The sequence below is a fragment of the Arcobacter peruensis genome (assembly GCF_003711085.1).
Lineage (GTDB): Bacteria > Campylobacterota > Campylobacteria > Campylobacterales > Arcobacteraceae > Poseidonibacter > Poseidonibacter parvus.
This window is the reverse complement of record NZ_CP032363.1, coordinates 2060545-2087184: the sequence shown is the minus strand read 5'-3', so window position 1 is coordinate 2087184 and position 26640 is coordinate 2060545. Positions and strand designations below refer to the sequence as shown.

The following is a 26640-nucleotide window of genomic DNA, read 5'->3' as shown; positions in this document are numbered from 1 at the left end:
TTACCCCTTCATTCTTGCAATTTCATCTAAGTTAATAGAACCAGTTCTCTTATACCAAAGAATTAAAAGACCTAAACCAATAGCAACTTCACTTGCAGCAACTGCAATAATAAAGAATGCAAACATTTGCCCTGCTAAATCTCCATGGAATTTAGAAATTGCTGCAAGTCCAACGTTTACTGCGTTTAACATAATTTCAGTTGAGAAAAAAAGCATTAAAACATTCTTTCTTCTTATTACTCCAACTAAACCTATACAAAATAACAGTGTTGATAGTATTAAATAAGCATTAAGTGTCATTTAACATCCTTTTTTGAAGCTTCTAATTCTTCTTGTTCTTTTATATATGCATCGATTTTATCTTCAGTCATATCCGAATATGAAACTTCCATTTTCTTTCCTGCTAATACAATTCCACCTATCATTGCAATAAGTAACATAATTGCGGCAACTTCAAAAGGAACCAAGTATTTAGTAAATAATACTAAACCAACATCTACTGTATTTCCATAACTTGGATTAACAGGGATATTTGCTTCAATATTCTCACCTAAAACTGGAGATATAAAAATAACTACAACAATTAAAGCTACCATTCCTGATAAAAGAAAAACTAATCTTGGATTTTTAACTTTTTCTTTTACTTCTGATAATGAATCAAAAAACATCATCCCAAATGCGTATAAAGACATAACAGCACCTGTATAAACAACAATTTGTACAGCTCCTAAAAAGTCAGCATTTAATAAAAAGAAAAATGCAGATATAAAAATCATTCCTGCTGCTAATGAACTTAGCGCGTATAATGCATTGTTTGTTAACACTGTAATACTAAACATAGTTATAGTTAAAACTGAAAACAGACAAAAAGCTACTATTTCAAACATCTATACTCCTTAGTACGACAATGGTGTTTTTTTAATTTTTTCATCAGCATCTGGTGATACTGAACCAAAACCAGCAAACTCAGTTTGTTGATTTAATTGATCAAATGGTGTTAAAATATCTTCTTTTAGTGAGAAGTGTGCTCTTTGCTCTGATGAGTTTTCATATCTTCCACCATGAACAATTGCTAACTCTGGACAAACTTCTGCACAGTAACCACAGAAAATACATCTACCCATATTAATTGTATATTCTAAAACTTCTTTTCTTGAGTTTTCATCAACTCTAGTTTCCATTCTAATACAATTTGCAATACAAATTTTTTCACATAAACCACAACCAATACATCTCTCTTCACCTGATTCTAAAAGTACAAGTAATTTATGTACTGCTCTATATCTTGGACCTATTGGTAGTTTTTCTTTTGGATACTGAACTGTTGCCATTTCTTTATTAAATAAAGCACCTGTCATCATTTTGAAAGTAATTTTTAAACCTGTAAAAAGTTCACCTTTTACAGATCTTGTTACTACTTGTTTAAATGCATCCCAAGATGTTTTAGGATAATTATCTTCTTGAACTACAACATAATCTTCTGATATATTTCTATTTTTAAATTCTTCAAATCCCATAATTATCTCCCTAAATCATTATCACAATAGCAGTTACTAAAATATTTAGTAAAGCTAATGGCATTAATATTTTCCAACATAACCACATTAATTGATCTGGTCTAATATGTGGCCATGATGCTCTTGTCCAAAGGAAAAGGAAAATTAAGAACATAACTTTTAATACAATAGCTAAACCACCTGGAATAAACCATAATGGCTCAAATCCACCTAAGAAAATTAGTGCAGTTAAGAAAGCAATTGTAAATAATGCTGCATACTCACCAATAAAGAACATACCCCATCTCATACCAGAATACTCAGTTGCATAACCTGCAACTAATTCGGCTTCATGCTCAAGTAAATCAAATGGTGTTCTATTTGTTTCAGCAAATCCTGCAATAACAAATAAAATAAACGCTAATGGTTGAGACCAAACAATCCAGTTTGATATTCCACCTGCTTGATAGTTATTAATATCAATTAAAGATAAAGAACCAACCATCATTAAAGGCGCTAAAAGTGAAAGACCTGACACTACTTCATAAGATAAAAGTTGTATTGCAGTTCTTGCACCTCCAAGTAGTGCCCATTTATTTGCAGAACTCATACCACCTAATAATGGTCCATAAAGTCCAACACCACCAACGGATAGTACAAATAAAACCCCAACATTAATATCACTTATAATTGGTCTTACTGTATATCCAAACATCTCAAATTCTGGGAAGAATGGAATAGCACTCATTGAAATAAATGCTGTTGCTGCTGTGATGATTGGTGCAATCATAAAGATAGGTTTATTTGCATTTGCTGGAATAAAATCTTCTTTTGTAAAAAGTTTAATACCATCAGCTGCAATTTGTAAAAGACCATAAGGACCAACATTTGTTGGACCTAATCTTCTTTGCATAAATGCTAATATTTTTCTTTCAATATATGTTGTAAATCCTGCAAGGGCAGAAAATACTGTTAAAACTACTATTACTTTGATAATTGTTTCTATTATAATACTTGTTTCCATATTACACCTTTTCTATAACAGCTGTGTTATATCTGAATGTATCAAATAATGCTTTTGAGCTTGAGTTTTTATCAAACGTTGATACATAAGCAATTTCACCTGTAATTTGAATATCTGTATACGCGTTTAATTCTAAAGTTTGATTATTAGCAGTAACTTTTACTTTATCACCAACTTGTAATTCTAAACTTTCAAATTGTGCTTTTGAGAAGAAAATCCCTGCTTGTAAATCATCTTTAAATTCATGTGACATTGCTGTAAATTCATTAAATTGATTAATTGGGTTTGCTTTGTATATTACAACTTCATTATCTTTTGTTTCAAGTTTTTTAAGAGATATTTCTTTTACTTCATCGTTTGACTCTAATGTACAGGCAGTTAAATCATAACCTCTATATTCAACTCTGTCATTCCCAAACATGTTTGGTAAGTCATCAAATTCTACTTCTTTATAACCTTTTGATACTGGAAGTTGTGATGTATATTCAATTGTATATTCAACATCAACATCTAAAATCATATTTGCAATATTATTTAAAGCATAACCTTTAAAAGCTACTGCTGCATTTGTAGGAATGATTTTTTTATCAATATTTGTAAAAGTACCTTCTTGCTGATTAAGTGCTGGAATATCTAAATCTCCATCACCTAATGCTGATAATTGGAAATCTGCTGCTTCGTTATATCCAACTGTAAAGCCTTCTTCTTGCTTAGATAATGTACATATTTGTGATACACCTAAAGTATTTGTAGAAGTTGGAATAATAACTACTTCAAAATCTGTATACTTAGTAATTAAACCACAAAGTTTTGCTAAGTTTGCTGCATTTGGATGTGTGATTAAATCTTCACCAACCATTAAAGAGTAAGTATCTTTTTTAGCTAGCATTGTATCAATTAACTCAACAAATGTTTCATCTTTTCCAAAATCTTCTAAAAGTGAAATATATTCAAACTCAACTTCTTTAGATACTTTTTTAGGAACCATTTTAGAAACTTCTTTTTCTTCACCTGTTTCTTCATTTTTTACAATTTCAACAACTTTTTCTTTAATTGTTTCAGTAACAGTTTTAGTTCTAGTTTCAGTCAAAGAAGCTAAATAGTTTATTGTAGCTTCTGGTAAATCTTTACCAAATTTATAAAGAATAAAATATAAAATTGATTCTTGAGCTAATGCATCATGGTAAATAAACTCAGTAGTTTTACCTTTTTTACCAATTTTCTCCATAACTGGATCTGCAATTGGATGGAAGTATAAAGCTGCACCTTTGTTCATAATAACTGAGTTATTAAGAGCATATCTTGCATTTGGTAAATCTGATTTTAAATATGAACCAACAGAAATTACAAAATTTGAATCATGAACAGCTGTTAGTGTTGAAGAGTATAAAGAAGTTCCTGCAGTACTAGAATAGTTAGTTAAAAACTCTTGATATAATCTTGCATCTTCATTTACTAGTTTTGCTCCAGTTTTATCTGCAATTTTTTGTAAAAGTAAAGCTTCTTCATTTGTAATAAATGAATTAAATTTAATATTTTTTGCTTTTTGGAAAGCTTCAATTGCATTTATAAATGCAGTTGTATCTTTTGTTTGTACTTTATTATCAAAATCATAAGCAAATCTTCCTGCACCATTTAATGTAGAATAATGAGGTTCATTTGTAACTCTATAAATTCTTTTTGTTTCGTGATTATCAATTGAATCTTGTTTGATTTCATAATAAATATAAGCACAGTCACTTGAATGAGAGTTTGCTGCTGGAATTTTTTTAAGTTCCCAAGAGTTTGAAGTATACTGGAAATCATGTGAAACTAAAGCACCCACAGGACAGGCTGCGATACACTCACCACAGTCAGTACAGGCATCAGCATCATAACCAATAAGTGACTTATTAAGTTTATTCCACATTGCGTATGCATCTTTTGGCATCTCTGATTTAAATGTTTTTTCAATTGCATCAGAAGGTCTTTTTACAGTACTAAGTGCATTTGATCCAACCATATCTTTACATACAGTTACACATCTTTCACATACAATACAAAGTCCAGGGTCGTAATTCATAACTCCCCAATGAGCAGTTGGTCTATGAACGTCTCTTATACTATAACTTTGAGAATCAACTTTCATATATAAAGAGTAGTTTTGTAACTCACACTCACCACTTTGGTCACAAACACCACATTGTAATGGATGATTAACATCATAAACTTCCATTATTGCACGTCTTTCTTTTGCAATATTCTCAGTTTCTGTTACAACTTCCATATCAGCTTTTACTTTTGTATTACATCCGTATACTTGTTTTCCATCAGCTTCAACTAAACATAATCTACAAGCTAGTGTTGGAGAACATCTTGTTAAATAACATACAGCAGGAACAAATACATCATTTGCACGTGCTACATTTAAGATTGATTCACCATCTTTAGCTTCAATTTGTTTACCATCAATTGTTAATGTAATCATATCACTCATTATTCATCAACCTTTTGTATTTTTACTTGTTTGTATCTATAATCTTTAAATATTTCTTCATCACAATCTGTTATTTTAGCAATTGCAATTGTTCCTTGTAGTTTTTCATCAATTTTAATAGTTTTTAACACTTTTGAGTTTTTGTAATTTAAATATACTTTATCGTTATTTGCAACTTTTGCAATTCTTGCAAAAGATTGGCTTGCAATTAAATCTTGTGTTGATTCATCTTCAATAAGCCTATAAACAATAGTTCCATCAAAAGATTTTAAATCTTCAACTTCTTCTAAATCTAAATTATTACATGAATTTATTTTTTCTTCAAATTTTTCGTCTAATACAATTATATTAAAGTCAGTAAATTTTTTAATTACGCAAATTAACTTTATAATATTTTCTACTCTTGGATGTTCAATTAAATCATCACCTATAATTAATGTTTTTACTTTTGCGTTTAAAGAATTTTCATAAGCTTCTTCAAACTCTTCTTCTCCTGCTGAACTTTCAGCTGAGATATAACCTAGGTCTAAATCATTAATATATTTTTGGATTTGCTCATTTGATTGCTTTACAAAAGTATCAAGTAATAAGGCTAAAATTCCTTCTTCGCTACCTACTTCATATTTTATAAATTGCGTATAATAAAGTTTTAAATCAATATTATCAATAGGATGCATATAAATAAACTGTGCGTTTGTTTTTGCAATTGATTCAATTATTGAATTTCTTACTTCTTCTTTATTATTTGAAAGCATAGTCCCAAGACAAAGAATAAAATCACTTTTAGAAATTAGTTCTTTCTTACTCATTACTTTCCTTCCTCTTTTGCAGTTTCATCTTCTTCAACAGCTCTTGGTTCTGGTTTTACTTTTTTAATAACTAGTGTCCAATCAACTTCTGTAAATTTAATTGAGTTCATTAATGTATAACCATTCTCATATACAACATCAGCAGATTTTTGAACATTTTCAAAATCTCCAATTTCAAATATAATAATTGCAGTTTCACCATCACTTATTTGCTTATCAAGTAGCTCAAGCATTCTGTCATAAAAATCATTTTTTAAATGTCTTAAATCAAATCTTTTCATTGTGCTTTCCCTTACCTATCAATCTCACCGAAAACTATGTTTAAGTTTCCGATTAATGTAACAACATCAGCTAATTGTAATCCTACAAGTATCTCTTCTAAAAGTGCAGTATGTTGAAAACTTGGTGTTCTTATTTTCATTCTATATGCATAAGGTGTTCCATCACTTACAACAAAATATCCAAGCTCACCTTTTGGTGATTCAGTTGCAACATATACTTCACCTTTTGGTGGTCTCATACCTTGAGTTACAAGTACAAAGTGTTGCATTAAAGAATAGTTTTGAGTCATGATTTGCTCTTTTGGAGCTGAAATATAGTTTGGTGCATGAGCCATAAGTTGAGATTCACTGTCTTTATACATCGGAACTAATTGTTTTAATATTTTTGAAGATTCATACATCTCTTGTATACAAATTTTATATCTTCCATAAGAATCACATGTATATGCAATAGGAACATCAAAATCTAATTCATCATAAATACCGTAAGGCATTTCTTTTCTTAAATCCCATTTGATCCCACTTCCTCTTAATGCAATTCCTGAACATCCCCAAGATTTTGCCATCTTTTGAGTAATAATACCTACATTTTCTAGTCTCATTTTCCAGATTCTATTTTCTGTTAAAAGACCTTCATATTTTTTAATTTCTGTTTCTAAAATTTCTAAAAATGACATACAGTCATCAATCCAGTTTGATGGTAAGTCTAAAGGAACTCCACCAATTCTAACAGCACTATGAGTTAATCTTGCACCACAATAGTCTTCAATTAAGTCCATTGCGTATTCTCTTTCCCTAAAACAGTATAAGAACATAGACATAGCACCAACATCAAGTGCATGTGTTGCTAACCAGAAAAGATGTGAAGTAATTCTATTTAATTCTAAAAGCATTGTTCTAATAATTTCAGCTCTACGTGGAGCCTCTATTCCTAGAAGTTTTTCAATTGCAAGTGCATATCCGTAGTTATTTGAAGTTGCAGCTATATAATCCATTCTATCTGTTGTTGGTAAGAATTCATTATAAATCATATTCTCAGCCATTTTTTCCATACCTCTGTGAAGGTATCCAATCATTGGTCTTGATTTTACTACTTCTTCACCTTGAAGCTCTAAAATTAGTCTAAGTTGACCGTGGGCAGATGGATGCTGTGGTCCAAAGTTTACCATCATAGTATTATCTTCACGCTCGAAGTTAATATTTTCAAAGAAAGGTTTTAATCTATTAGGTTGTTGCATTTTTCTACCTTCTTCTTTTTAAAACAACTGATTCTTCAGGTTTTAAAGTTTTCATAATTTTTGATGTATCATCTTCTTGATATTGAATTGAAGTTTCAGGTTCAAACTCAGTAATATCAGTTTGGAAAGGAACTTCATGACCAAGTCTTGCAAATCGTTCAGTATCATATCTATCAATTGCAGCTGGATCTCTTTGCTCTGGTCCAATTATATCTCTAGCTTCTTTTCCAAAAATTTTATCAACTTCATACCATGAAGCTGCCTCATCACCTTGAAGTGGATAAGTTTTTCTTAAAGGATGGTCATACCAATCATCTGGCATGATTAATCTTTTCATATTAGGGTGATTTAAAACTTTTACACCTAACATATCATACATTTCTCTTTCACTCCAATTAGCAGAATCAAAAATAGAAGTAATAGATTCAACCGCATCGTTTTTGTCTAAGAAACATTTGATTCTTAATCTTTTATGTTTTGAAAGTGAAAGCATTTCATAAAACAATTCATAACCACTTCTTGCACTTAAGTAATCAATTGCCGACATTTCAATTAGCATATCGTATTCTAATTCTTCACTTAGAAAAGTCATAACTTCAACAATATCATTTTTATCAATATGAATTACTAAATGAGTATGTTCTATAAAAGCATCTAATACATTAAATTTTGAACAAAACTTTTCATAATCTTTTGAAAAGATTTCATCATCATCAATATCAGTTCTTGGAACACTAGGAGATACAAAAAATCTATCTGAAAAAGGAGCTTTTCTTTGAACATCGTCTTTTGGCGTATATTTTCTCATTACACCAACCTTTTTTTCTTATGAGCTCTAAAAATTGACTCTTTTCTAATTTTTCTTTGAAGTGTCATAAGTGCATATTGCAAAGTTTCAGGTCGTGGAGCACAACCTGGAAGATAAATATCAACAGGAATAATTCTATCTGCACCTTGAACTGTTGCGTAAGTATTAAACATTCCACCAGTGTTTGCACATGACCCCATTGAAATAACCCATTTAGGATCTGGCATTTGGTCATATAACCTTCTCATAAACTCTGCGTGTTTTTTTGTAAGAGTTCCTGCAATAATTAATACATCAGATTGTCTTGGACTTGCTCTAAAAATTGTACCAAATCTATCGAAGTCATATCTAGATGCACCAGTTGCCATCATCTCGATAGCACAACATGCTAATCCATAAGTCATTGGCCATAATGAGTTAGAACGACCAAAATTAACTAACTTATCTATAGTAGTTAATTTAATTGGTGCGCCACCATCTTGTAAATAATTTACTTTATGCTGTGCCATTCAAGGGCTCCTTTTTTCCATGCATATAAAAATCCAATTGATAAGAGTGTGATAAATAGTAACATTTCTACAAATCCAAACCATCCTAATAACTTAAAGTTAACTGCCCAAGGAAACATGAAAATTATTTCCACATCAAATAGAATAAATAGTAAGGCTACTAAATAAAATTGTGTTGATATTGTATTTGGTTGTTTTGTAACTTCTGGTCCACATTCGTATAATGTAGTCTTTAATTTTTCAGTATCTAGTCTAGCAATTTTTCTACTAACATACCTTGAAAGCCATACTGTAGCGCCGAATGCTGTGAATGTTACTACAAACATCACAAATGCACCGAAATAAGGATGGGCAAAATCCATATGTGTCATTTCATATATCCTTTAAAAACTAAAATAGTTTCTTTTATAATGCTTTTATTTTATCGAATTAGTGATAAATAGCCACTTACTGTAATTTAGACAAATGATAAACTAAGCTTTTAAAAGTAAGCTTAGTTTTTAAGTTTTTTCTTAGGATAGATTTTGAGATGGTACAAAAAGAAACACTCTAATATTATTTAGAGTGTGTAAATGTTTTATTGTTTTTTTTAAAAGAAACCTACTTTATTTTCACTATCAAACTGACCTTTTTTCTCTTTACTTATTTGTTCTTTGAAATCTTCAACAGTAAAAATAGGTTCAGAACTAACTGCAATTTTATATGCAGTATTTTTAATAACAAGCTCGATTTGACCACCTGTTAGCTCATAAGAAGTCAATTCTTCTAAATCAAAATCTTTACTTAGTGGAAGATTTGAAGGAAGTAGTTTTTTCCAAAGAGCTAATCTTTGTTTTTTATTAGGTTTCATAAACTCAATTTTATAGTTAAATCTTCTTGAAAAGGCTTTATCTAAGTTTTCAAGTAAGTTTGTTGTTGCAATTAATATTCCATCGAACTTTTCAATTTGTTCTAAGAAGATATTTTGAATTTGGTTATGCATTTTATCACTACCACTTCCAGCACCAGAAGTTCTAGAACTTAAAAATTGGTCAGCTTCATCTAAAAGTAAAACTGGGTCTGATTTTGTTTGATCTCTTAGTTCATAATATTTATCAAAAATACTTCTTACATTTTTTTCACTCTCACCTACATACATAGAAAGAATTTTTGAACAATCAAAGCTAAGTACATCTTTTTTCAAAGATTTCGCCATTGATAAGGCAGTTAATGTTTTACCAGTTCCAGCAACTCCATAAAAGATAATCTTCGCTTCAATACCTTTCTTTTTATCTTTTATTCCCCACTGTTTTAATCTATTCATTACATCTTTATCAACTTGTTTTAAAAGTGCATTTAAAGTCTCTTTTGTTTTATCATTTAAAACTACATCTTCTAAAGTTTTTGTTGTACTAATTAACTCAAAAGTATCTTGCTCTTTGATAATAGAATCAAGCTTAATTTTTGGACCTCTTGAGTTTTTCTTTGTAGGATGTGAAATTTTATATAAAACTTCATCTGGAATATAAAAGTTTCTATTTATTCCTCCAAATGCTGTTAAAACCTCATCATAATCTACAAGTGAGTTTGATACTAAGTTTGAACTTTCTTCAAGTAAAGACCTATATTTTATTTTTTCATAATCATCACTTGAAATTAATTCAATTAAAGCATTCATATCTCTAATTGAACCATCACCACCTGAGTATTCTTCTTTTAAAAGTGCCAAGAATAGTGTTTGTTCTTGTTCTTTTAAATCATTCTCTTTAAAAAAGTCTTCAAGCATTATTGAATTGTTTGTAACTTTTATTCTTTCTTTAATTCTATTTTCAAGTAATACTAACTTTGATTTTAATCTATTAGAACTTGGGCTATTTACATGAAAGTTTTTTTTCACAACATTTAATTGCTGAGCTAAATCTATTTTAAAAAACTGATCTTGTAAATACTCTAGGTGGTCTGAATAGTTTTTTATTTCAGGAAGTATAAAATCATTTGAACCATTTTCTAATAATTTTAAATATGAACTTGATAAAGATACACTTGAATTTAACAGCTCTAGTTTTGATATTTCATTTAATTTAATTTGGTCAAATGAGATTTGAACTAACCATCCAAACTCTAAAAGTGACTTGATTAAATCAAGCTTTTCTAAATGCATAAACTTTTCTACATCGTAAAACTTTGATAAAACATCAATAACTACTAAGCTATCTCTACCTTGAACGTACTCTTTTGTAATAAACTGTAATAATATTGCTTCTTCTTTTGTACACTTTAACTGTGTAAAAAAGTTTGTTTTTTCTATATCTTTTGACTTAATAAAATCAATTAATTCTTTCATTATCTACTCTAATCCTATTTGTTTAATTTTTGTTTTAAATTTCTATAAAATGTATTTAACTCTTCTTCTTTTGAAAAAGAGACTTTTTCTTTTTTATTTATAATTATACTTTTTTTGTCTATAGAGATATCTTTTATTTCTTTATAAACAAGCTCTTTTTTTTGTGTTTTTATATCAAGATTAAAACTATTAGCTATTTGCAATAACTTGTCCTGGCAAAGTGCTTTATATGAACCTTTTGTATAAATAAAACTTTCACATTTTTCTTTTTTAATATAATCTTCTATTTTCTGTAAGTTATAATTGTCATACATATTTAATGAAATAACTACAAAAGCAATAAATCCAAAAAGTGCTATAAAAATCATTTTATCCCCTATATATATTAAATAATACATTAATATATCTTAATTAATTAGTCAAGCTTTAGGAAAAAAAGGTAAAATGTTTTTATAAATTAAACAAGCAAAACATAAAAAGGGAAATAATGATAATAAAAAGTGTTAAATTTTTATTGCTTACAAGTATTAGTTCTTTACTATTAGTAGGATGTGCTAACCACGATGCTGCATTAAAAACAATGCCAAATGAAATTGCACAAGCAAATGAGTGTATAAGTACAAACAAAGAGTTTGAATCAGATTGCTATGATTTAATTTCATATAAAAACTCAATTGCAATGCTTCGATCAGGAGTAAATGCTTATTCAAAAGGAAACTATAAAGAAGCTTTTCATAGATATACAGTTGCACAACAAAAAGGTAACTTTTATGCTAATTCACTTTTAGCTGACCTTTACAATAAAGGAAATGGAGTTAATAAAAACCAAGAAAAAGCGCTTGAACTTTTAGAAGATGTATCTTCAGTTGATGGAATTGCTGCTTATAAACTTTCTTTTTATTATGTAAACAAAAAAGATTATGATGAAGCTTTAGAGCTTTTAGAATTTGCTGCAAATAATAATGTAAAAAAAGCACAATATGAGCTATCAAAGATTTATAGAGATGGCACTATTACAAAAGACAATCCTCAAAAAGCAAAGTTTTGGTATGAACGATACGAAGACAAAAGTGATAGTCTAATTAGAAAAATTTATGGGATATAAAATGACAAAATCAATAATTACAGCTTCTTTTTTAGCTTTTTTCTTAAGTGCTTGTTCTTTTTCAAAACCTGCATTTAATCTTGATACTGAAAAAGTTCAAGTTCAAGAGTGTCAAAATATAAAAGAAATAAAAAACAAAATAAAATGTTATGAAGATATTAGTTCAAGTAACTCTATGGCTGCTTTGAAACTTGGTATTTATAATGCTGAGAGAAAAAACTTTGAAAAAGCTTCTAAGCTTTTAGAGTCTTCAAAAGAAATGGGAAATTATTATGCAAATCTTCCTTTAGCTTTTTTATATTTTCAAGGAACTGGTGTTGAAAAAGATGCAAGTAAATCTTTAGAACTTTTAAAAGCATCTGCTTCAAAAGATCCAAATGCAGCTTTTCAATTATCAAAGTTTTATGCTAAAGGTATTACAATCCAAAAAGATACGAAAAAAGCTTTAGAGTATTTAAATTTTGCAGCAAATAAAAACATGTTTGTAGCACAAAGAGAACTTGCTATTATTTATTCAAAAGGTCTATTTGATATTAAAAAAGATGAAGTAAAAGCAAAATATTGGACAGAAAAAGCAAATGCTAACAAGTCAGATAAAACATTTGATATATATAAACTGTAAAGTTTATATATATCTTTAGTAGATTTATTTTTCTACTAAATCATAAAGCGCTTGAATTTCTTGCGCCCAAATATCTTCATTAATTGTTTCTAAAACAAGTGGAATATCGTCCATTCTATCATCATTCATAATAAATTTAAAAGCATCCCAACCAATTTTACCCTCACCTAGAGAATCATGTCTATCTACTCTGCTTCCAAGTTCTGGTTTTGAGTCATTAATATGCATTCCCATTAAATATTCACGTCCAACAATAGAATCAAATTCATTCCAAGTTTTATCATAAGCTTCTTGTGTTCTAATATCATAACCTGCTGTAAACATATGACAGGTATCAATACAAACACCAATTCTGCTTTTATCTTCTATTTTATCAATAATATGTGCTAAATGCTCAAATTTGTATCCAAGGTTTGAGCCTTGACCTGCAGTGTTTTCAATTACTAGCTTTACATCGTTTGTGGCATCTATTGCTCTATTTAAAGATACAGCAATATTATCTAAACATTCGTCTTCAGTAATTTTTCTAAGGTGCGAACCTGGATGGAAATTTAATCTATCAAGTTTTAAAATTTCACAACGATTTATTTCATGTAAAAATCCATTTAAAGACTTTTCTCTATTTTCAACAACTGGATGACCTAAATTAATAAGATATGAATCATGAGGTAAAATATGTTTTGTTTGTACACCTGATTTTTCTAATTCTTCAAACCATTTATCTAAAACTTTTGGTTCAAAATCCTTAGCAGCCCATTGTCTTTGGTTTTTAACAAATAAAGCAAAGGCTTTTGCTCCAATTGCTTTTGCATTTATTGGTGCATTAAAAACTCCACCACTTGCACTTACGTGTGCTCCTACATATTTCATATTAATTCCTATATATTTAAATTTCGTAATCTTACAGTTTTTTCTCTTAGTTTTAAAATAGCTATATACTAGCTATAAATTTTAAGTATCATTATTATAACAGTACATTATTTTGTTACGTAATTACTAGACTTTTTAGATATTTACTAAGAAAAGTTAGGATTACTTTTGACAATAAGAAATTATCGATAGAATAAAACATATAAAAAGGAAGCGGATTTATGGAAAAAGTTGTAATAATTGGTGGTGGATATTCAGGAATATATGCACTACAAGAACTAGCAAAAAATAAGAATATACAAATTACATTAATAGATAAACACACATTTCACAACTTACAACCAGAAGTTTATGATTTAATTGCAAATAAATCAAATATTGCAGATGTAACTATTGATTTAACTACATTATGTATGGGAATAAACCATGATTATGTAGAGTATAAAAACTTAAAAGTACGAAAAATAGACAAAGAAGCACAAAAAATATACACTGAAGAAAAAGAGATTGTAGAATACGATTATTTAGTAATGGCAGCAGGAACAAGAACATTCTTTCCCCCTCAAATACCAGGATTAAATAATGCTCATGATATTAAAAAACTTCATTGGGCAATGTTCTTTAAACAAAGTTTTGAAAATCAGTTATTCAAAAAAATTAGTGATGAAGCAAAACAATGTGAAGATACACATATTGTAGTTGTTGGTGCTGGTTTATCAGGAGTTGAAATTGCAGCTGAGATGGCTTATAACTCAAAAATGTTTTTTAAACGTGGAAACTTTTCTTGTGATAATTTAAAAATCTCTCTTGTAAGTAGCTCTGATACTATTCTTCCAGGATTAAGCTCAAAACTAGTTAGTATGTCGCATAAGAGATTAAAATCTTTAGGTATTAATGTAATTACAAATACAAAGCTAACTAAATGTAATGAAGATAATCTTGAACTATCAAATGGTACAAAAATCAACCATTCTTTTATTATTTTCACAGGAGGAATTGAAGCTTCTACAATTACATCAGATTTAGATGTAGAAAAAAATGGAAGAGGACAAATTTTAGTAAATGAATACCTTCAAGCAAAAGGTCATGATAATATTTTTGCTGTTGGTGATATTGCAGAAATTCATAATAAAAAAGGTGAATTAATGCCTCCTAATGTTACAGTAGCAAGAATTAGTGGTACTTGTGCTGGTAAAAATATATTAAACAGAATAAAGAAGAAAAAACTTGTAGCTTGTGATCCAAAACTAGAAGGTATTTTAATTGCCCTTGGTGGTAAATTTGCAGCAGGAAACTTATATGATATGGTTCATGTTGAAGGAAGGATTGCTTATGAAATTAAAAAGTATGTATTCTCTTCATATAGAAAACCACTTCTTAAAATTATCAAAGCTGGATATAAAAAGCTAAAAAAACTATAAAAAACTCTTAGTTCTTATTTAAAATATAATGGCAAATTAATTTATTTAATAAACAATTAATTTGTTATTTATTATTATATAGCACTCAAAAAGGAACTCAATGAAATTTTTTCTATCATTTTTTTTATTATTAGGCAATATCTATGCAATTGAAAAATATGAAACAATCAAAACTAGTTGTATTCAAACATCAGAACACTCAGGAAAATCTCAAAAACAATTAAAAGATATATTAATTAAACAAGCAAAAAGAGATGCTATTGGAGAATTATATGGAAGTCTTATTTTATCTAAAACTGATGTAAAAGATGGGAAGTTAGTCTCAGATGAAATTAAACAAAAAGCTGTTGGTTCAGTAAGAATAAAAGGTAATCCAAAATTTTATAATGGTGTAAATTTTGGAGAAATTTGTTCAGATATTAATGCATATATTACAAAAAAAGATTTAGAGAAATATTCCTTAAAACAAATGACTTTACAAAACTTCTGTTTTAATGACACAACAGTTGCAACAAAAGATATCAAACAAAAAGCAAAAGAAAAAGCATATAGAGAGATTTTAACTAAATATAAACCTTCACTAAAAAACATCTCATTATCTCAAGCACAAGAATTAATTCACGACTTTTCAATATCAAATGATAAATTTGATTTTAATACAGGATCTTACTGTTTCAAAGCAGTTGGTTCTTTATATCCTTATGAAGTTGAATTGTACAAACCACAAACTAATAAGAATATGCAGCAAAAAGTCATTGTACAAAAAGAACCTATTCAAAAACCAAGTTCTACTATAGAAAAAAAGCAAAGTAACACTTCCGATAAGATTTATTTTTCTAATGATTATTTAGAAGGAAAAGTTTTGTATGAAATTATTGGAGATAAAGTACATATTGATATATTAATTGACAATGTTTATAGAAACTTAAAAGGTGGAGTATCTGTATCTTTCCCTCAACTTATGAATAGTAGAAGAATTATAGATACGTCAAGTAATAGACTATCTAAATTAGATATCTATGAAAAAAATAGTAAACTTTGGAATACACAATTAAGAAAAGTTATAAGATCTTCATATTTATTAGTTGAAAGCTGGCAAAGTTCTTGGAAAAAGTATAAAACTCAATCAATTTCAATGATAGTTGATATGGATAGAATGGATAGGCTTGTTTTAAACGTACGATCAGTTCTTGTAAATAAGAAAAAACAATCCTTACTTCCTGCTTTTGGAGAGAAGGATCAGCAAGGTTTTCCTATAAAACAAATTATTATTAAAAGATAGGTATGTTTGAATACCTATCTTTTATTTTTTCCGATAAAAATATCTAATTTTTTCTTTACATTCATCACTTAATAATTCTGAAAGTATAGACTCTTCACTTACATTTAACTTCTTAAATTCTTTAATTAATTCATATAATTTATCAAGTTTGCTCTCAGCACTTAGTGTTTCTAAATATTGAGTTAATTCTATTTCGATATTCTCTGAGCTATTTTTTAAGTGTGAAGAGTACATCAATATTTGCAGAACTATTGTTATAATAACGAAAATAGCAAAGTTCTCTAAAACATATACCCATAATTGAGATGTTCCCATATGATTTAATGGAATTGATGATAAGAAATGAACTCCTACTAAAAGTTCAAATAATAAAAAGAAAATAAGCAAAGAACATGAAATAAGGAAAATAATTAACAAGTGTAAAAAAGAGCAAAAAGAAGGAGAATTTTTTAAACAAATATAATTCCTTGTTGCAAAAAGAACCCTAGAAGAAATACTTGAAGATAGTTCATCTTTTGATTTAAATTGTTTGGCAATATTCCTTTCATCAATACTTCTACATTTTGCATATTTTCTAGCAATTATTTCACCACCTAAAAAAGCTAAAAAGATTGATAAAAAATCTATTCCTTTATCATTTAAATATGCAAAAATATCTTCTAATGACTTATTTTCAAGTGCTGATTCTTGCTTTGCAATTATTTCTTTAAAAGCTGAAGCTTGCTCATTTTTCGGATTAATTTCTAATGTTTTTATAAAATTTATCTTTGCTTCATTAAAGTCTTTTAGCTCATAAGCAACCGTTGCACTAAACATCCATAAAGCTTCACTCTTAGGATATTTAGCCTTTGCTTTTTTCAAGAACTCTTTTGCTTTTTTATATTCACCTGAGTCTACTAAATTCTGTGCAAATACTTCTGCTCTAATTTCTGAAGATAAATGTTTATTAGAAGCAAAAAGATTAAATGATAAAAGAAGTATTAAAAATAATTTCATTAATCACCTAATACCAGAATAATTTTTGCATTTTTTAATACATTTTTATCTATTGAGTTTATCTTTTTTATCTGCTCTTTGTTTAATACGATATTTGATAACTTGCTTTTGTAAGTTGAAGTAGGCTTTATTTCAATTGGATTATCAAAAACTCTTTTGTTTTTCTTCGCATCATCAATCCCAAACATATAGCCTACTGAAGTATTTCTCTTTGTTAGTGTTTGTTTTGAAACTAAGTTTGAAGGATAAATCTCTTTTCCTTTTTCATCAACAAGTTTAACTATAAGTGCTTTTTGGAAATTACTTATTTCACTAATATCCAATAATATTCCTGTGTAATTTATAGTATTTTCCATGCTCTTTAAAATATTTTCTAAATGTTTTTTTGCATCACTATTATCTCTTAAATCTTCCATTAATTTTAAAATTGTTTCTTTTTCTTTTGGCATATATGTTGAAGCTAGTGCTTGTGGTAATATATTAAAACTATTCCATAACTGTTCAACTTTTTCATTCCATGAAAGAAGTGTTGGATCACTTAATAGTGCAGAAAGTAAATCTTTCCCTAGTTCTAATTTTGTTGTAACAACTGAAGACTTTGTATTTCTATCATACTTTGAAGAAATCACTTGAACTCCACGAACAATACCTTCCACTCTACTTTTTATGATTTCACTACTATCTAAACCACTTTTTATAGTAATTTCTGAAGTAATATTTACACCTTTAATAACTTCAAGCATATTTCTTTGTGAGATAACTTTTGCTGATAGATTAGCAGCATATTTACCTTGATTTTGTGCAGATTCACCCTCACAAAGTATAAACCCTTGTGTCCAATTTATTTTACAGCTTCCTCTTTGATCTATAACTTCTCTTGAAAACAAAGATACAGATAAAAAAAGAAAAAACAAAACTTTTATTTTCATTTAAACTCTCCAAAAAAATAATTTTTATATAGTACTATTTATTAGCTAAACATTTATTTTATTTCTTATATAAAGAAAGATAATTTTCCAACTCTTTAATAAACTTATCTCTATAACTTAAAGGAGAGATGATTTCAATATTAGGTAACCATGCTTTTATAGTATTATCAATATCTTCTTCTGTTGTAACTGTAAACATTACAACAAGGGAACCATCTTTTTCTTCACTTATAATTTCTTGTGAAGGAAGAATCTTTTTTAATTTAAAGTTATATGCTACATTTTCATGAACTTTTATCCTAACTTCCATTGTATTACCATCTTCAAACCATGCAGTATGAACATTGTCAAGTATTTCGTTAATTGGTTTATCTACTACAAATTTTTCTTTTAATATCTTCATATTTTTAATTTGATGAATAAAAACTGTTTTAATTTTCTTATCTTGTATATCTCTACCAAATAAGTACCAAATTCCATCAAAACTTATCACCTTATAAGGCTCTAAAGATAAAACCTTATTAGGTAAGTGTATTTCTATAGTATTTTTATACTTAATTGATATTTCTATATCATTTAATAATTTTGAATTGATATCAATATTTTCAAAAGAGTTAGCTTTTATATGATAAGCAGGTGAGTATCTAGGTGTTAGAAGCTTTGAAAATATACTATGCGTAGTTTTTTCAAAGTTTTTATTAATGTCTTTTATTTGTGATAATGATAGATAAACAAAAAGCATTTCATCTTCTTTCAAAGATGCTTTATTTAAAGAAAAACCTTCTTCAAATTTCAATCTTTTTAAACTGTCTTCATCTATTGGAAAAAAATGAAGTCTTTGTTTTATATCTCTTTGAATTGTTTTTGCACTTACATTAAACTCTTCCATAAGCTCTTTTCTTGTTGGTAACTCATTATTAGACAACATCTGAAGAGTTTTTATTAGTCTTGTTAAAACCTTATCACTATTACTTACTTTATTACTTTTCTTTGACAAATTCTCAAACATTTTTATCCTAATTATAATTTGGACAGAATGTTGTCCACACATATTTTTATAATTTTATTATAAATTTAATTAAAGGAAAGAAGATGAAATATTTTTTAATTATGTGTTTATGCATAGCAACTAGTTATCTTTTAGCAAGTACATTTATAGCTAAAGAAAAGAAGATTGAAATAAAAAAAGAGATAATTGTTGATGAATAGTTTTAAACCATATAAAAGACTAAAGATATTAATGATTACTACTTTTTTAGTATCTTTATTTATCTTGATATATCTGTTTTAATATTATTATAATATAATTATTAAAAGTATTGGAGAGAATAAAAAATGAAACCACTAAAAACAATAAACCTTATCTTACTTATTAGTTTTGCATTATTATTTAGTGCATGTACTTCTAAGTATTCTTCAAATGAAGTAAAACAGAAAAAAGAGTATAGAAAACACTCCACTTTACAGTATGTAGTGCAAGACCCAAATAAAAATGAGCTTATGTATCTTTTACAGAACGGCCCAAATATAAAAGCAGGAAAAACAATTGAAATAAAAAAAGCATTACCAAACAATGATTTTCATCCTGATTTGTTAAAACAAAATGATTCAATTATAAACACACTTATGACTTGGGGTTCTTTAAGTATTAATAGTATTCATTTTAATAACACTATTTTAAAAGGAGCAATTATTTCTAACAACCTAAATTTAATTAAGTACTTAATCCAAAATGATAAAGTTGATTCAAACTTATGGCTTGATGATACTCCTCCTTTAATACTAGCAGCTAGTAGAAGTTTAGAAATCACTAAGTACCTAATAGAAAACAACACTAGTTTATATATTCGTGATGAATATAAAAAAAATGCTTTAGACCATGCAAAAAGATATAATAAAAATGATATTGTTCAATATCTTATTTCAAAAGGAATAAATAAAAAACCTAAATATCGAGTAAAAAAAGGGTTAAAAGTAAAAGCTAAATCAATTAGATTTGCAAAGACTTTAGATGAAGCTATTTATTTAAAGAACAAAAGATATAGTATCAGCAAATCATATAAAGGTGAAACTCCTTTAATGACACATGGCTATCACATAAATAAAATGTATAATACTTACCCAAAATACTTTCAAGAACATATGAAAATTTTTAGGTTTCTAATGGATTCAAAGGCTAATTTAAATACAAAAAATTCAAATGGTTTAACGCTTAAAGATTTAGCACTAAAAGATAGTAGTTATTATGGATTAAAACGTTATTTACAAAGATATTATCCAAACGTATTAAAATAATATATCTAAAAAGTATATTATTTAGTAGTCAAATATAAATTAAGACCATCTTTCCAATATCTGTATTTCTGATGTTACTTCTCTTAATCTATTTGATAAGTGAGCACAAAAAGAGTAGATAAGTTTTCTACCTAAAATTGGATGTTCTTTACTTAATAAATCTAAGTTATGTCTACTAAGAATATAAACACTTACATCTTCATTTGCAAGTGCATCAACACTATGTAAAGTATCTTCAAAAAATGCCATTTCGCCTATTACAACACCAGTTGAAAAAGTAATTCTTCTTATTTTTGATAACTTATCTTTTACACCTTTAACAAAGCTCTGTTCAAGCATAATAGAAACCGTACCCTTACGTAGGAAAAATAATTCATCTGATTTCATTCCTTTTGTAAAAAGTTCATCTTTTTCTTTATACTCTTTACTTATCATATAAATTAGTAAAATATCTTGTTCTTCTTTACTTAAGTTTTTCGTAAAGTTTAAACTATCAATATTTAAAGTTTTTCCTTTTTCTTCTTCAACTCCTGTAAACTGCTCTAAAAGTTTATTCTCAACTTTTTCTAAAGCTAAATCTGTATTTTCAAACCAAGGTAAACCATCAACACCAATTAGCCCAACAGCACAAAGGGCTTGATAAGTATCATCACCTTTTCGTATATGAGAAAAAGAAAACCCTATGTTACTATTCTCTTTTGTACAAAGTTTAATCTTTTCAGCACCTGTAATATCAACTTCACTAACTTTCCTAAAATCTAAAATAATATAAGACGTGTCTTTGTTTATATCGCTTACTAGTGTTCTTAAAAAATCAGCTGTTCCAAAAAAGATTGCTCCTTCTAATTCAATAATCTTTACACATGAACCTTTATTTTTTAGAAAAGTCATTACTTTTTTAGTTCGTACTCTTCTTGAATGATGTTTATTTCCTAGAATAATATTATAATTTGTATTACTCATCATTTCATAAATAAAAAGTAAAGAGGCCATCGCAAAACCTGTAATAATTGCAATTGTTAAATTTGCCATTTCTTCTGCAATCAACATTACAATCACAACAAGTACTGTTTGGAAAATATCTTTTAAGCATTCATTTATATTTTTAGTTTTAGTTCTAAGACAAGTAATACTCATATTACTTGATAATTTTATCAAAGGTAAAATCATTACAATTCCAGTGTGAACTAACAAAGAAGATAAAACTATTTGTGGAATTAATGCAATATATTCATCAAGAAAGAAAACAAATATTATTAAAAATAAAGCATGAAAAATTACTGAAATAAAAGTCCTACCACCAGAGTTATAATTACTAAGTCCTCTAGCTTCAGAACCAGCACTTGGCATTCCAGCAAAAAATGCTGAAATGATATTTCCAAAGGCTTGACCTTTTAATTCAATTGAAGGATTGGTACTTCTAACTTTTTGTTTATCCTCTAATACACTAATACTAAGAAGTGATGATAAAGAACCCATCAAAGCTAAAACAAATGCTGCAATTATAATTTCTAAAATATTTTCATTTACAATAGAAAAGTTTTGAGTAAAAGTATTAAAATACAATTCAAAAGAAGGTAGAGTTATATTTATTTCGCCAATTATAAATTCACTTGGGTTTTTATTTATAAATAAATAAAAAACTACTCCACCCAAAATTGGAGCTAGAAGAGGAACAATCATTCTAATTTTACTAGTAACAATCTCTTTTTTAAAAAGTAGTAAAACAATAAAAATACAAATAGCAATAAAAAGTAAAGTGGTCTGATTTGTAATTATTGTTAAAGGATTTGTTATAAACTCTTGAAATAAATCATCTCCTTGATAATTAAAAATGATAGGAAATTGCTTAAAAATGATTATCAAACCAATAGTTGTACTAACACCCATTTTTACAGAAGATGGCAAAAACTTAATTAATTTACCAAGATTAAAATAAGCAAATATAAGCTGAAATACTCCCATTACTAAAACTGTTAAAATCATAAAAACAATTAATAATTCATTTAAATTATATATATTTTCATAGCTTTGTAGTCTTGTAAAAATTTCTAATAAAAAACTAGACAAAATCAAAGTAGTAGCAACTCTAGGACCACTTATTTGCAACTGATGATTTCCAATAAATGCAGAAATAAATGTTCCAATAATTGCTGTATAAATAGCTGCATTAATTCCATACATTTCTAAGTCTTGAAGACCTTTAAATAATAAAACTCCACAAGCTAAAGTTAAAGGCAATGCAACAAGTGAAGAGATTAGACCACCAAAGAAGTCATTTTTTAAATTCTTTATATTCAATCTAATCTCTTTTTATTTTAATTAAAATATTATTCTTTTTATCTCTATGAACTATTTCTTTTTCATTTCTTTGAAATAGTTCTTTTATAAAATTATCATCATATGAACTACTTAAATTCTCTTTATTAAATGTTTTTAAATCTTGACATTCAAAAGTGCTTTTGCAAACTCTATCTTCATATATTTTCATATCAAGTACAACAGTACCAGCAGAAAATATTTGAACTTGTGTATAGTCACTATATTTATAAATAAAACCCTTATCATAAAATTTCATTTGAGGTGTTTTTATTAGTATTGTTGCACTTGAACTTAAAGTTGGTTTTTTACTAGCACATGCTGTAAAAATAAATATTGTGATAATTAAAAGTATAAGATTTTTTATAACTAATCCTTTGTTTTGCTACATTTTACTATAATATCTTTAAATTATAAAATCAAAGGTTATTTTTTGTTAGTTCATATTTGCTGTGCCGTCGATAGTCACTATTTTTTAGAAAGAGTTCAAGAAGAGTATCCAGATGAAACTCTAGTAGGTTTTTTTTATGACCCTAATATTCATCCTTATAGTGAGTATCGTTTAAGATACTTAGATGTAGAGTACTCATGCCAAAAGCTTGGTATTGAGCTTATTGAAGGTCCTTATAATCTAGAAGAGTGGCTTAAAAAAGTTAAAGGAATGGAGCATTTACCTGAAAAAGGTGATAGATGTACAGTTTGTTATGATGATAGACTTGATAATACAGTTGCTAAAGCAAAAGAATTAGGTCATGATAAATTTACTACAACTCTTTTAATATCACCTAAAAAATCTCAAGAAAAACTTGATATCATAGGTCATAACTTAGAAAAACTTCATGGAATTGAGTTCATTTACAGAGATTACAAAGCAGGAAATGGTGCAGAAATTCAAGGTAAAAAAGTAAAAGAAAACCAACTTTATAGACAGAACTATTGTGGTTGTTTATTTGGTCTTAGTGCCCAAAGAGAAGCACAAGATAAAATAATGGATGAGATGTTTAACCCAATTTCAAATCAAATCTTGCCTGAGTCAATTGAAGAGCGATTAGAACTTTATAAAAAGAGAAACGCTCTTGAAACAAGTGGTGAAAAGTATAAGATTGTAAAACATAGATTTTTAAACTATAGACTTTTAAGTGCCCGCGTTAAAGTAGCTAAACAAACTGTACCATCGTATATTTTACCATACTCAATGATAAATAGAAACAAAACAAATGGAAGAATTGAGTATGAAAAAGATGGAATCAACTATTTAAATAGAGATGAATTAAAAATTATTTCAATTGAAAAGTTTAATGCACTTGCAAATACTAACTATAAAAATGTAAAAGAATTAATGTACCTACCTCCATCATTTGATGAAGAATTACAAGTGCGTTCAAAGATTTTAAAAAGTGCTTTTAATCTAAGTTCTATCATAGTTTTAGATGAAATTATAGACGCAAAATATGAGCTTGAACTAAATGCTGAAACTTACGATGACGTAAGAGAGGAAATCGTATGAAACTTTTAGTTTGTGCAATGGAGACATCTTCTAATATTCACTTAAAAGAGTTAAAAAAACATTGTAATGATGATATTGAAATGGTAGGTGTTTTTGATAAAGAACTTGGAAATCCTTTATATGATTTAACAGCACTTGCTATTATGGGAATAGTTGATGCTTTAAAGAAACTAAGATTTTTCTTTAAACTTCGAGATGAGTTAGTAGAATTAGCAAGTGATTGTGATAAAGTTTTATTAATGGATTCATCAGGCTTTAATTTACCTCTTGCAAAAAAACTAAAAGCAACTTATCCAAATAAAGAAATAATTTATTATATTCTACCTCAAGCTTGGGCTTGGAAGCAAGGAAGAGTTAAAAAACTAGAAGAATATTGTTCTAAACTTTGTTCAATTATTCCTTTTGAAAGTTCAATTTATAATGATAAAGAAAAAATTACTTATGTAGGACATCCACTACTTGATGAGATACATAACTTTAAAAAAGAACTAACAAAAAGTGGGAAAATTGCTTTCATGCCAGGAAGTAGAAAAACTGAAATAAAAAATCATATGCCAATTTTTAGAGAACTTGCTAAAAAAATTCCAAATAAAGAACATATCTTAATTATTCCCCAAAAATTTGACAAAGAATATATTACAAAAACTTATGGAGATATAAGTGATTTTACAATCTCAACTAAAGCGCATGAAACACTTCAAGAAGCTGAGTATGGTTTTATTTGTTCAGGAACAGCAACACTTGAAGCAGCTTTAATTGGAACTCCTTTCACACTTTCTTATATTGCAAAGAAAATTGACTATTTTATTGGTTCACGATTTGTTAAACTTTCTCATGTAGGATTAGCGAATATTTTCTTTGAGAAAATGGGAAAAGAAGAAATTCATAAAGAATTCTTACAAGAAAACGTAAGTGTAGAAAATCTTTTACATGACTATAATACTATGGATAAAAAATTATTTTTTGAAAACTCTCAAATATTGCGAGAATACTTACAAAATGGAAGTTCCAAAAATGTTGCAAGCATAATTCAAAACTAATTTTTTTTTAGATATAATATCTACCATTAATAAAAAATTTAGGATAATAAATGTTCGATATTACACAAATTCAAGAAATACTTCCTCACAGATATCCACTACTACTTGTGGATAGAATCACAGATATGGAATTAAAAAAATCAATCAGAGGTTTTAAAAATATTTCTATTTCAGAACCAGCATTTCAAGGTCACTTCCCAGGTCATCCAATTTACCCTGGTGTATTAATCTTAGAAGGTATGGCTCAAGCTGGTGGAATCTTAGCTTTAAAAAGCTCTGATTTAAGCGAAGAAGAAATGAAAAATAAAGTAATTTACTTCATGAGTATTGATAAAGCAAAATTTAGAAATCCTGTTAAACCAGGTGATAGATTAGATTACGAACTTGAAGTAATCAAAATGAAAAGTACTTTAATGATGTTAAGTGGAAAAGCCTATGTTGATGGTAAGCTAACTGCTGAAGCTGAATTTAAAGCAATGATAGTAGATAAATAAGACCTATCATGAATACTATTCATAAAACTGCAATAATTGAGCAAGGAGCAACTTTAGGTGATAATATCACTATTGGTGCTTATACAATTATTGGAAAAGATGTAAAAATTGGTGATGGAACGATTGTTGATTCTCATACAGTAATTGAAGGAAAAACAACAATTGGAGAAAATAATCATATTTTCTCACATGCAGCAATTGGAACAATACCTCAAGATTTAAAATTTAATGGTGAAGACGTAGAACTAATTATTGGAAATAACAATAAAATTAGAGAATTTACACTATTTAATCCAGGAACAATAGGTGGTGGATCAATTACTAAAATTGGTGACAACAACTTATTTATGGGTTACACTCATGTTGCACATGATGTAATTATTGGGAATAACTGTGTATTTGCAAATGGTGCAACGCTTGCAGGTCATGTCGAAGTTGATGACTTTGTAGTAGTTGGTGGATTAACACCAATTCATCAATTTTGTAAAATAGGAACACATGTAATGGTTGGAGGTGCTTCAGCAGTTGCTCAAGATATTCCTCCATATTGTTTAGTTGAAGGTAATAAAGCAGTATTAAGAGGTCTTAACTTAAATGGATTAAGAAGAAGATTTAAAGATAGATCTGATATTAATGCAATCAAAAGTGCTTACAAAGCACTATTTGAAGCAGGTAATCCTCTAGCAGATGTTGCAAAAGAACTACTTGAAACAAGTGAAAATGAACATGTAAAAGAATTAGCAAGTTTTGTAGTAAATACAAAACGTGGTATTCCTTACAATAGAAAATAAGAAAT

The 26640-nt window shown here is 27.9% G+C and carries 28 protein-coding genes; 9 read left to right on the top strand and 19 right to left on the bottom strand.

The window, feature by feature from the left end; genetic code table 11:
- The 13 genes from nuoK to D3Z07_RS10450 form a co-directional block, all read right to left on the bottom strand.
- Positions 1-300, bottom strand: coding sequence for an NADH-quinone oxidoreductase subunit NuoK (gene nuoK, locus D3Z07_RS10510; RefSeq protein ID WP_076088903.1), 300 nt, complete (start codon positions 298-300; stop codon positions 1-3).
- Positions 297-887 carry an NADH-quinone oxidoreductase subunit J gene (locus D3Z07_RS10505; protein WP_076088905.1) on the bottom strand — a complete coding sequence of 197 codons (591 nt, stop codon included), beginning with the start codon at positions 885-887 and terminating at the stop codon, positions 297-299. The genes nuoK and D3Z07_RS10505 overlap by 4 nt, the downstream gene beginning before the upstream one ends.
- 9 nt (positions 888-896) lie before the next feature.
- Positions 897-1517, bottom strand: a complete 621-nt coding sequence (gene nuoI, locus D3Z07_RS10500) for an NADH-quinone oxidoreductase subunit NuoI (RefSeq protein ID WP_076088907.1) — start codon at positions 1515-1517, stop codon at positions 897-899.
- Between the two features lie 10 nt (positions 1518-1527).
- Positions 1528-2520: an NADH-quinone oxidoreductase subunit NuoH gene (gene nuoH / locus D3Z07_RS10495; RefSeq protein WP_076088909.1), complete on the bottom strand. Its 993-nt coding sequence runs from the start codon at positions 2518-2520 to the stop codon at positions 1528-1530.
- 1 nt (position 2521) lies between these two features.
- Entirely contained in the window at positions 2522-4996 is a 2475-nt protein-coding gene (locus D3Z07_RS10490; RefSeq protein ID WP_122893834.1) for an NADH-quinone oxidoreductase subunit G, read from the bottom strand.
- Positions 4996-5805 carry a hypothetical protein gene (locus tag D3Z07_RS10485; RefSeq protein ID WP_076088913.1) on the bottom strand — a complete coding sequence of 270 codons (810 nt, stop codon included), beginning with the start codon at positions 5803-5805 and terminating at the stop codon, positions 4996-4998. The genes D3Z07_RS10490 and D3Z07_RS10485 overlap by 1 nt, the downstream gene beginning before the upstream one ends.
- Positions 5805-6086 (bottom strand): NADH-ubiquinone oxidoreductase subunit E family protein, encoded by a 282-nt coding sequence (locus tag D3Z07_RS10480; protein ID WP_076088915.1) that lies wholly within the window; start codon positions 6084-6086, stop codon positions 5805-5807. The genes D3Z07_RS10485 and D3Z07_RS10480 overlap by 1 nt, the downstream gene beginning before the upstream one ends.
- Before the next feature lie 11 nt (positions 6087-6097).
- Complete coding sequence (nuoD, locus tag D3Z07_RS10475) at positions 6098-7324, bottom strand: NADH dehydrogenase (quinone) subunit D (protein ID WP_122893833.1); 1227 nt, start codon at positions 7322-7324, stop codon at positions 6098-6100.
- Positions 7325-7328: 4 nt separating this feature from the next.
- Positions 7329-8132, bottom strand: coding sequence for an NADH-quinone oxidoreductase subunit C (locus tag D3Z07_RS10470; protein WP_076088919.1), 804 nt, complete (start codon positions 8130-8132; stop codon positions 7329-7331).
- The gene (locus tag D3Z07_RS10465; protein WP_076088921.1) at positions 8132-8641 is read right to left on the bottom strand and encodes a NuoB/complex I 20 kDa subunit family protein; all 510 of its coding nucleotides are present in this window, start codon (positions 8639-8641) and stop codon (positions 8132-8134) included. Before D3Z07_RS10465 ends, D3Z07_RS10470 begins: the two co-directional genes overlap by 1 nt.
- Complete coding sequence (locus tag D3Z07_RS10460) at positions 8623-9012, bottom strand: NAD(P)H-quinone oxidoreductase subunit 3 (protein WP_076088923.1); 390 nt, start codon at positions 9010-9012, stop codon at positions 8623-8625. Before D3Z07_RS10460 ends, D3Z07_RS10465 begins: the two co-directional genes overlap by 19 nt.
- A gap of 218 nt (positions 9013-9230) precedes the next feature.
- Entirely contained in the window at positions 9231-10964 is a 1734-nt protein-coding gene (locus tag D3Z07_RS10455; RefSeq protein WP_076088925.1) for an ATP-binding protein, read from the bottom strand.
- Positions 10965-10978: 14 nt separating this feature from the next.
- The gene (locus D3Z07_RS10450) at positions 10979-11332 is read right to left on the bottom strand and encodes a hypothetical protein (RefSeq protein WP_083657276.1); all 354 of its coding nucleotides are present in this window, start codon (positions 11330-11332) and stop codon (positions 10979-10981) included.
- A 119-nt stretch (positions 11333-11451) separates the two neighbouring features.
- On the opposite strand from D3Z07_RS10450, the gene D3Z07_RS10445 reads away from it, so the two are divergent.
- On the top strand, positions 11452-12069 hold the full coding sequence (locus D3Z07_RS10445; RefSeq protein ID WP_083657278.1) for a tetratricopeptide repeat protein: 618 nt from the start codon (positions 11452-11454) through the stop codon (positions 12067-12069).
- A 1-nt stretch (position 12070) separates the two neighbouring features.
- A complete protein-coding gene (locus D3Z07_RS10440; protein ID WP_164707222.1) occupies positions 12071-12691 on the top strand; it encodes a tetratricopeptide repeat protein in 621 nt (206 codons plus the stop codon).
- Between the two features lie 24 nt (positions 12692-12715).
- Here the strand turns inward: D3Z07_RS10440 and nfo are convergent, their stop codons facing one another.
- The gene (gene nfo / locus D3Z07_RS10435; protein ID WP_076088931.1) at positions 12716-13561 is read right to left on the bottom strand and encodes a deoxyribonuclease IV; all 846 of its coding nucleotides are present in this window, start codon (positions 13559-13561) and stop codon (positions 12716-12718) included.
- Positions 13562-13782: 221 nt separating this feature from the next.
- Between nfo and D3Z07_RS10430 the strand changes: the two genes are divergently transcribed.
- The gene (locus D3Z07_RS10430) at positions 13783-14982 is read left to right on the top strand and encodes an NAD(P)/FAD-dependent oxidoreductase (RefSeq protein WP_076088933.1); all 1200 of its coding nucleotides are present in this window, start codon (positions 13783-13785) and stop codon (positions 14980-14982) included.
- A gap of 100 nt (positions 14983-15082) precedes the next feature.
- Positions 15083-16264, top strand: a complete 1182-nt coding sequence (locus D3Z07_RS10425) for a hypothetical protein (protein ID WP_122893831.1) — start codon at positions 15083-15085, stop codon at positions 16262-16264.
- 21 nt (positions 16265-16285) lie between these two features.
- On the opposite strand, the gene D3Z07_RS10420 is transcribed toward D3Z07_RS10425, so the two are convergent.
- The 3 genes from D3Z07_RS10420 to D3Z07_RS10410 are packed head-to-tail and all read right to left on the bottom strand — an operon-like array spanning position 16286 to position 19198.
- On the bottom strand, positions 16286-17260 hold the full coding sequence (locus D3Z07_RS10420; RefSeq protein ID WP_122893830.1) for a tetratricopeptide repeat protein: 975 nt from the start codon (positions 17258-17260) through the stop codon (positions 16286-16288).
- Positions 17260-18189, bottom strand: a complete 930-nt coding sequence (locus D3Z07_RS10415) for a hypothetical protein (RefSeq protein ID WP_122893829.1) — start codon at positions 18187-18189, stop codon at positions 17260-17262. The genes D3Z07_RS10420 and D3Z07_RS10415 overlap by 1 nt, the downstream gene beginning before the upstream one ends.
- A gap of 58 nt (positions 18190-18247) precedes the next feature.
- Complete coding sequence (locus D3Z07_RS10410; RefSeq protein ID WP_164707221.1) at positions 18248-19198, bottom strand: helix-turn-helix transcriptional regulator; 951 nt, start codon at positions 19196-19198, stop codon at positions 18248-18250.
- Between the two features lie 326 nt (positions 19199-19524).
- Here D3Z07_RS10410 and D3Z07_RS10405 point away from each other — a divergent pair, with 326 nt between their 5' ends.
- Positions 19525-20484, top strand: a complete 960-nt coding sequence (locus tag D3Z07_RS10405; protein ID WP_122893827.1) for an ankyrin repeat domain-containing protein — start codon at positions 19525-19527, stop codon at positions 20482-20484.
- Positions 20485-20523: 39 nt separating this feature from the next.
- Here the strand turns inward: D3Z07_RS10405 and D3Z07_RS10400 are convergent, their stop codons facing one another.
- Together D3Z07_RS10400 and D3Z07_RS10395 are read right to left on the bottom strand one after the other, a co-directional pair.
- The gene (locus D3Z07_RS10400; protein ID WP_122893826.1) at positions 20524-22785 is read right to left on the bottom strand and encodes a SulP family inorganic anion transporter; all 2262 of its coding nucleotides are present in this window, start codon (positions 22783-22785) and stop codon (positions 20524-20526) included.
- Between the two features lies 1 nt (position 22786).
- The gene (locus tag D3Z07_RS10395; RefSeq protein WP_122893825.1) at positions 22787-23062 is read right to left on the bottom strand and encodes a hypothetical protein; all 276 of its coding nucleotides are present in this window, start codon (positions 23060-23062) and stop codon (positions 22787-22789) included.
- A 174-nt stretch (positions 23063-23236) separates the two neighbouring features.
- On the opposite strand from D3Z07_RS10395, the gene D3Z07_RS10390 reads away from it, so the two are divergent.
- Genes D3Z07_RS10390 through lpxA form a run of 4 tightly spaced genes read left to right on the top strand, consistent with a single transcriptional unit; the run spans position 23237 to position 26635 of the window.
- Positions 23237-24310, top strand: a complete 1074-nt coding sequence (locus D3Z07_RS10390; RefSeq protein WP_122893824.1) for an epoxyqueuosine reductase QueH — start codon at positions 23237-23239, stop codon at positions 24308-24310.
- Entirely contained in the window at positions 24307-25350 is a 1044-nt protein-coding gene (lpxB, locus tag D3Z07_RS10385) for a lipid-A-disaccharide synthase (RefSeq protein ID WP_122893823.1), read from the top strand. The genes D3Z07_RS10390 and lpxB overlap by 4 nt, the downstream gene beginning before the upstream one ends.
- A 50-nt stretch (positions 25351-25400) precedes the next feature.
- Positions 25401-25844 (top strand): 3-hydroxyacyl-ACP dehydratase FabZ, encoded by a 444-nt coding sequence (gene fabZ / locus D3Z07_RS10380; protein ID WP_122893822.1) that lies wholly within the window; start codon positions 25401-25403, stop codon positions 25842-25844.
- Positions 25845-25852: 8 nt separating this feature from the next.
- Positions 25853-26635, top strand: a complete 783-nt coding sequence (lpxA, locus tag D3Z07_RS10375; protein WP_076088969.1) for an acyl-ACP--UDP-N-acetylglucosamine O-acyltransferase — start codon at positions 25853-25855, stop codon at positions 26633-26635.
- Positions 26636-26640: the final 5 nt, after the last annotated feature.